The organism is Paeniglutamicibacter antarcticus (genome assembly GCF_039544305.1).
GTDB classification, from domain to species: domain Bacteria; phylum Actinomycetota; class Actinomycetes; order Actinomycetales; family Micrococcaceae; genus Paeniglutamicibacter; species Paeniglutamicibacter antarcticus_C.
Genome location: NZ_BAABLK010000068.1, coordinates 1 through 2,657 on the forward strand (window position 1 = coordinate 1; position 2,657 = coordinate 2,657).

Consider the following 2,657-nt stretch of genomic DNA (forward strand, 5'->3'; position numbering starts at 1 on the left):
TCGCCTCGTTTCGACACGAGGCACGGGCAAAGAACATCACCAGCGTGGTGGGCGGGGCTCCAGGGGTCCTGACATCGACGGTTTGAACTGAGATATTTCGGATCAACTCAGAGCCTGTCTTTGACGGCATATCGCAGGATCAAGTCTGTGCCGGGGTACCGGGTTTGTGTTTCGGTGAGGCTTTGGCAGAGTTCTTTCACGGCAGCGGTTTTGGCTTTGGTGGGCATCGGATCCAGGGTGATGTCCAGGTACCCGGGGACGGTCGGGTCAATGTCTCCGGACTGGGTGAAGATTTGCCTCACCAAGTTGTGGGCTTCGCGTTTTGCTCGCTTGTATCCGGTGTTGGTGCGGACCTCGCGGGCGAGAGTTACGGCGGTGTTGAATGCTGCCATGCGGATGATGTGGGTGAAGCGTTTCATCTCGGTATCCAGAACTTGGGCCTCGGGGAGGGTCTCCCCGAGGGGTACTCGTGCTTCCAACTGCTGGTAGGCATCTTCGGCCTTGATGACCTTGGCTTGTGCGGCAACCAGGGGTGCGTGGATGTCGTTGTGCATCTGGTTGGTGATCATGATGCCCTCACCGCCTGGTTCCGGAGTGCTGATGGCGAGCATGGCTGAGTTGACGGTGTTCGCGATCGCATCGCGCTGGGCGCGGGCATTTTGCATCACCAGTTTCGCCTTGTTCTTGGCGGGGTTCGGGACCTTGCGGGTTTCATCATCATCGGTACTGGCATATGAATCATGGGAGTCAAGGGCGAAGCGCTCACGGCCAAAGCGGAAGTAGTTTTCTTGCCTCCACCTGGCGGCCATACGGTAAATGACTTCGGCGGTGTCCATGGTTTTTTGCTTGTCCAAGGTCGTCAGGATATGAATCTGTCGGGTCCCTTCACCCTTAGTGAGTGGGACGATCTGGGAAACTTGCCGCATTCTCATGGTTTCGCCGGTCTTGGCGTTCAACAGCACCTCAACCTCTGTCTCTGCCACCAAGGCCCACGTGTTTGTGGTGCCGTATTCATCAACGTGGGTGGCCGCGGAAAATACGGTTTCAGCAATGTCAGCCGTGGCGCCTTTGCGCCACGTTAGGACATCGAATCCGGCGGCGTGCATGTGGGAGAAGAGTGTTGGGGACCAGCCGCCGCGGTCAAAGCCGACCAGCATCCGGCGGTCATCGCCGATCATGGCCCGCAGCGCAGGAACGAGCTTCTTGAGCTCGGAGACCAGCGAGGCACTGGGTTCGGCCATGACCATGAACAGGGGGTCTCCGTTTGCGGCGGACACCCAGGTTTCCTCCGTGGCGGGGGCTGCCATCTTCAACCTGGTTGAATGCTGTTTCGTGATTTTCTTCTTTCCCTCGTAGGCGCGGGTATGCCCATCGACGTAGAGGACAGCGATGAGGGAGTCGTCACCGTTTTTCTGTGCCTCGAAGCGTTCAAAGGCTATCGAACTCATCAGCTCCGGGACCTTGCCGGTATCCACCAGCGCGCGGTATTGCCGGCGGATGGTCTTGACCTCCGGGGCCCGGTCCATTCCCAGGATCCGGCCGAACGCGGTGGGGTCAAGGCGGGTGGCGCCTTCGGTGCGCGGTTCACCGACCAAGGTCCGTAACACGCCCTCAAGGATCAGGGTGTTCAAGCCGTAGAACCTGCGGGACAGGTCGGTGAAGATCTTTGGTGCGCATTTCAAGACCATGGTGGTTTCCAGGGCCGGCAGGGCGAGGAACATGCCCGCGAGCGGGACGCGGGCCGCCGGGGCGAAGATCGGGGCAACGCCGGCGAGTTCATGCTGGTTCACCGAGACCGCCAGGCGCTCTATGGTCCGATCCACCGCTGGTGGCAGCAGGGGAAGTTCCTCCTGAACCGGCACCGGTGCTGGTTCGATGCTCTGGGCGACAACGGCAACGGTAGCGGTGCTTGGTGGTGTGGGGGCCGGGTATTGCTTCAGGGCCCGGTTCGCGGTGTTGTTCGAGACTCCGACGCGCTCACCGATCTGCACCAGTGTCAGGCCCTGGGCGCGCAATGCGTGGATTGTGGTGATCACTTCGTCGGTGAGCTTGGAAGGTTTCTTTGGTCCGCGTTTTTCCGAGGCCAGGGCCTTGATTCCGTCCTGGGTCATGGAGCGGGTCCATCGCCAGAGGGTTGGAGCAGCGATGTCGAAGGCGGAGGCGATCTGCTCGGCGGTGGCGACCTTGCGCTTGAACAGCTGCACGGCGACCAGGCGGCGCATTTCGTCGTCGCCGGCGTCCCAGACGAATTGCAGGTCCCCGAGCAGGAACACCTGCCCGCCGTCCGTGGTTTCCAGTAGGGAGGCAACGTTCCCGATGGGTCGGGTGCCCGGTAGTGGGCTGATCGGGAGTGCGGGTTGGGCAGACATCAATGCCATTCTCCCATCCTCCTGATCATAGTCTCAAAGCTTACTTAAATTATCTCATATCGAGGGCGTGATTAAAAGTCCTGCCGCCATCAAAAGTCCTGAAAACACGACGAATCCCCGAATCACCGCCCACCATCCCTGCTATCGATGTCCAGACCCCTGGGGCTCCCGGAGCCAGGAAACGGGCCGGAAGACGTTGCCGTCCGTGGTCAAAACCGTTGCCGCTGGTGGTCAGTCCAATTGCCGCTGGTGGTCAGCGGGGATCGCCGCCTATGGTCACTTTAGAAC

At 60.3% G+C, this 2,657-nt stretch carries 1 protein-coding gene; it reads right to left on the minus strand.

Annotated features, from left to right (window positions below):
* Window positions 1-107: 107 nt before the first annotated feature.
* On the minus strand, window positions 108-2,378 hold the full coding sequence (locus ABEA12_RS15140; RefSeq protein ID WP_210100247.1) for a putative transposase: 2,271 nt from the start codon (window positions 2,376-2,378) through the stop codon (window positions 108-110).
* Window positions 2,379-2,657 lie beyond the last annotated feature (279 nt).

Coding starts and splice junctions, on each gene's coding strand:
- ABEA12_RS15140 (WP_210100247.1), bottom strand. CDS start 2,378: ATGGCATTGATGTCTGCCCAACCCGCACTCCCGATCAGCCCACTACCG.